Here is a 4,463-nt window from a genome sequence, read left to right on the forward strand (position 1 = left end):
TCTGCTTCTACCTTTCGAAGAACATTCATAGAAACACTGCCCAACTGATGTGCTGTGTCTTTATTGCGTAACCACGCATCCGCTTTATTTAAAACATAATTCAACGCTTTTTCATCAAACCTTTCCTTAAGTAACTGTTCACTTGCTGTGTGCAGGATGTGTTTGATTTCAATATTAGAAATCACGGAAAGAAGGTATTTTCTTAAGAAGGGTGCGGCTTTTTCAATCGGCAAATTGGTAATCATTTTCTTAATCAGCTCAACTATTCCCTTTTGAACAGCCTCTTTAGCCAATTCTCTTCTTATGATGTGAATTAGTTTTTCTGTGAAAGGAATTTGTTTTATTTTCTCTTGGATACTTTCCTTGGATAACCAATTCGTCTTTAACATGGTTACTAATGCATTCGTCATTCGCTTACGATTAGCCGGCAGGAGAGCGGTATGGGGGATGGGAATTCCTAGGGGGTGACGAAATAATGCCGTTACAGCAAACCAATCCGCTAACCCTCCAACAAGCCCAGCTTCAAATCCCCCGCGTATCAGTTCTGCCCAAATGGAATTTTGAAAGGGAAGAGTGGCAAGAAAGCCGGCTATCATAATAAATAGTGAATACCTCGCAATTTTTTTTGAGGATTTCTCTTTTTTTTCCATTCATCACTCATCCTCACATGATTTGCAGATAGTCCTAACCTGATGAGTTTTTCCACCTGCTATTAGTTAGTCTAGTATGAAACTTGAAAAAAATAACCCCGAAATGGCCGGGGTCAAGTTATAGCTTACGCAAATGAAGGTTTCTACAACCAATTGTATCGTTTAACTAGGTTCATTTTCAATCATGAGGATCATAGTTAATTTCCCAATGTCCTTAAGTTGAAACGTAAGGGTAAAAGCTTTATTAAAGCCATACATCAAACTTTCACCGCTGATTACCGTTGGCGGAGTAATTTCCATATCAATTTTTTTATTGGATAAATGAGTAGAAAGATTGCCAGCAACCATATTCCCGAATTCGGCCGCAAATGATTCCAGGAGTTCGTCTGCCAGCGGCATATTAAACATAAATTCCCCCAGACGACCAACCGTTTCTCTATCCATTTCGATAAACAACCGGCCGAGGACGTCACCGGTCACACCTATTAGTACACCTATTGAAGCATGCTCGAAGGGTTCAACAATGATAGAAGGCTCGCTGATTTCGGTTTCAACCGGAATGACAGTATTAATGGCATGAATCGTACTATTTAAGACTGTAGTGATCTTTGTAGTTAGCACAACAAGCCCTCCCAAATTTATATAGTCTAATAATAACAAATAAATAAATATTTGTACCTATTCATAGAGAATAAATGGGAAAAATGACGAAAAATAAGTGAGCTTTGTCAAAGATCACACTGCATAGTATTTCAAAACTAGGAAATAGTAACCATAATTACTGAAAAAGGGTGTGGAGTTATGCCATATATTCTTTCTGCTGCACATATACAATTACCTTATTTACTTTCACAGGAAAAAGTTATGGATTTTTCTCGTGAAATATTTGGGACAGCATTTAAAGATATCGAAAGGCTCTTAAAAGCGTTTAAAAATGGGGAAGTCGAATCTCGTTATTTTGTGAATGATCTTGATTGGTATAAGGAAGATCATTCATTCGAAGAAAGAAATAATTCTTATATTGATAAAGCAACTCAATTTGGCGTGGAAGCGATTGAGAAGTGTTTAGACAATCAAACCTTTTTACTAGAGTCGATTCCGATGGATGAAATCGAAGCGATTTATTTTATTTCTAGTACAGGTATGGCCGCGCCGACCATTGATGCAAGGATATTAAACGTACTGCCTGCTTCTGTTCGAACAAAACGAATCCCGATTTGGGGACTCGGTTGTGCTGGCGGAGCAGCGGGGCTTGCTCGCGCTAGTGAATATTGCAGAGCATTTCCAAAAGCAAAGGCCCTGGTTCTCTCTGTGGAATTGTGTAGTCTGACCTTTCAAAAAAATGATGCTTCAAAGAGTAATTTAATCGGCACTTCGCTATTTTCGGATGGAGTTGGATGTGTTTTGATTTGCGGCGACGAAGTGGAGCGCAAGGCCATTTCCCGGCAGAAAGGGCAGTACCGTATACTTGATTCCCAGTCCACCTTGATGTTGAATTCTCTAGATGTGATGGGCTGGGATGTAAAGGATGGGCTGTATGTCGTATTTTCAAAGGATATACCGTATATTATTAAAAATTGGTTAAAACCAACTGTAGAAGGATTTCTGCTGGAACAGAATCTGGAAATGAAGGAGATTCGCCAGTTTATTGCCCATCCGGGCGGTAAAAAAGTGATTGATGCATACCAAGATTCACTTATGTTTACGAGTGAGATGACGACTATTTCAATGGATGTACTTCGTGAATATGGCAATATGTCCTCAGCAACTATCCTATACGTACTTGAACGGTTTATGGAGCATGGAGCTGATCCAGGTGAATATGCCCTTGCCGCTGCACTTGGACCGGGTTTTAGCTCGGAACTTTTATTAATGAGGTGGGAACAATGATCTTTTATTTGTTTATCATTTTATTAATTGCCCAGCGTATTGGGGAACTCGTTTTAGCTCGAAACAATGAGGAACGGATGAAGAAGGAAGGGGGACTGGAATTCGGGACGTCTCATTATCCATGGATCGTATTATTGCATCTTGGCTTTTTTGTTTCCTTGTTTGCAGAATACACGTTGCTTGATCAGACACCATCCGTATATTGGGAGGTATGGCTTTCGTTGTTCTTACTTGCCCAAGTGGGGAGAGTATGGGTAATCAGCTCTTTAGGTCCCTATTGGAATACGAAGATAATTGTCATGCCCTCTGCGGCACTGGTCAGCAGAGGTCCATATAAGTATGTCAAGCATCCTAACTACGTTATTGTCGCAGTTGAGATCATCGTCATCGCCTTATTATTTAATGCATTCCTTACGGCTATTATTTTCAGCTGTTTAAATGCCTGGATGATGAGTGTTCGAATCCCAATAGAAGAGAGAGCTTTGTCCAACTTAACCAGCTATCCAGGGAATTATTCGAAAAATAATAAGAAATAAAAACTTCTAGTTGAAAATGATTATCGTTCGTGATAAGATTCTAATTGAAGATGAAAACTATTATCAATTAAAAAAATATAGATAAAAACTAAAAAAAGGGATGGTGTTTTAAGATGGTTTGGTTCTTTATTCTTGCGACGGTTATAGCATATGGGTTTGTGATGAAACATGTTTTAAACAATGTTCAGAGACCTGTTCGGAAGTTGGCTGCAGCGCCGATTAGCAGAGAGAGCGTTCGAAATCATAACTTAATTCCTGTCCACACAACCAGATAATCTAATCTGGTTTTTTTTATACAAAAATAGACGAGCGGAGCTCCTTATCAAACTGATGAGGTGCTCCGCTTTCTTACTATTCAAAATTGCCTTGCATAGTTATATAATTGTTGGGAGAAATCGTTTACAATGGAAAGAACTACGACTTGGTAAGGGGAAAGATAGATGAATACGCAAACAACAAAACAACGAGAACAACTTGCAGGATTTATGGAATTATATCATCAATTTCTAACTGGCGACGATTTGGTTAATGCTGAGAAAATGAAACAGTTACTAGCTAAATTAGTAAAGGAAGAACGGATCCTTGCTTTCTGCGGTCATTTTTCTGCAGGGAAATCTAGTATGATCAATTATTTATTGGGTGATCAAGTGCTGCCTTCAAGCCCAATACCAACCAGTGCCAATACAGTAAAGCTGCAAAAAGGCGATGATTATGCCTTAGTTTACTATCACGAAGGGGAACCCAACTTGTTTCCTGCACCTTATGATTATCAAACAGTTAAAAATTTTGCTAAAGATGGAGCAGCCATTTCGTCAATCACCATTAGTTCAAGCACCTTTCCACTGCCGCCGACATGTTCCATTATGGATACACCAGGTATTGATTCAACAGATGATGCTCATCGTGTCTCCACGGAGTCTGCGCTGCATTTAGCAGATGCTGTTTTTTATGTCATGGATTACAATCATGTTCAATCAGAAGTTAACTTTTTATTTACGAAGGAATTAATGGATGAAGGGAAAAAGGTCTACCTGATTGTCAATATGATTGATAAGCATGATGAAACTGAAATTTCGTTTGTAGATTTTAAAAAATCAGTAGAGGACGCGTTTACGAACTGGAATGTCTATCCAGAAAAAATATTTTACACCTCTGTCCGTGATTTAGAAAATCCGCATAATCAACTAGAAGAAGTACGTGAGTTCATCTTCAAGAGTGCTGATAATGGGATCCAAAACGCCAGCGACTCAGCGCTATTATCAGCTCAGCGTTTAATTAATCGTCATGTACTGACTGTAAAGAACAAATTTGACGAGGCTTTTTCAGACGATTTGGAGCCTTTGTTTGAATTGCCTAGTGAAGAAAGATCGGTTATAGAGAGCAATGT

At 38.9% G+C, this 4,463-nt stretch carries 5 protein-coding genes; 3 read left to right on the top strand and 2 right to left on the bottom strand.

Features of this window, described 5'->3' with window-relative positions; genetic code table 11:
* The coding region (locus AC52RT_RS06820) for a DUF445 family protein (protein WP_495540045.1) at nucleotides 1–650 on the bottom strand (650 nt) is incomplete at its 3' end.
* A 162-nt stretch (nucleotides 651–812) separates the two neighbouring features.
* Complete coding sequence (locus AC52RT_RS06825; protein WP_495540046.1) at nucleotides 813–1,271, bottom strand: chemotaxis protein CheX; 459 nt, start codon at nucleotides 1,269–1,271, stop codon at nucleotides 813–815.
* Between the two features lie 180 nt (nucleotides 1,272–1,451).
* On the opposite strand from AC52RT_RS06825, the gene AC52RT_RS06830 reads away from it, so the two are divergent.
* The 3 genes from AC52RT_RS06830 to AC52RT_RS06840 all read left to right on the top strand — a co-directional run.
* On the top strand, nucleotides 1,452–2,540 hold the full coding sequence (locus AC52RT_RS06830; RefSeq protein ID WP_495540047.1) for a type III polyketide synthase: 1,089 nt from the start codon (nucleotides 1,452–1,454) through the stop codon (nucleotides 2,538–2,540).
* Complete coding sequence (locus tag AC52RT_RS06835) at nucleotides 2,537–3,076, top strand: isoprenylcysteine carboxyl methyltransferase family protein (protein ID WP_495540048.1); 540 nt, start codon at nucleotides 2,537–2,539, stop codon at nucleotides 3,074–3,076. Before AC52RT_RS06830 ends, AC52RT_RS06835 begins: the two co-directional genes overlap by 4 nt.
* A gap of 440 nt (nucleotides 3,077–3,516) precedes the next feature.
* The coding region (locus AC52RT_RS06840; RefSeq protein WP_495540049.1) for a dynamin family protein at nucleotides 3,517–4,463 on the top strand (947 nt) is incomplete at its 3' end.

This window comes from Peribacillus sp. (genome assembly GCF_059453735.1).